Source organism: Acidovorax sp. ACV01, assembly GCF_014851495.1.
In the GTDB taxonomy this organism is placed as follows: domain Bacteria; phylum Pseudomonadota; class Gammaproteobacteria; order Burkholderiales; family Burkholderiaceae_C; genus Acidovorax; species Acidovorax radicis.
In genome coordinates, this window is the sequence record NZ_JACUZT010000028.1 from 1 (window position 1) to 255 (window position 255).

Below are 255 nucleotides of genomic sequence, written 5' to 3' on the forward strand. Positions count from 1 at the left end.
GGTGGAAGCCGACGCTGTGATGGTCGGCTGTGGATAAGTGTATGCCTTGCCTTGTTCTGTGGCCTCTTTTCGCTTCTTGTGATCGAACTCATAAGGCGCGAAGGGCGAAGCCCGTAGCGCCTTGCCACGAGCGGTAGTCGTCAATCGGTGGCGTCTGGTGAATCGGCCTTGGTGCCTGTCTTGCGGGTCTGCTCTCTGGCCTTGATGCGCTTCTTCGCCGTAGCACTGCTGTGCAGGAATCGATGGCTCTCGTTT

1 pseudogene is annotated in these 255 nt (G+C 58.0%); it reads right to left on the reverse strand.

Annotated elements, in window-relative coordinates:
• Window positions 1–140: 140 nt before the first annotated feature.
• Window positions 141–255: pseudogene (locus IB243_RS27535) on the reverse strand (AAA family ATPase); the annotation flags it as partial.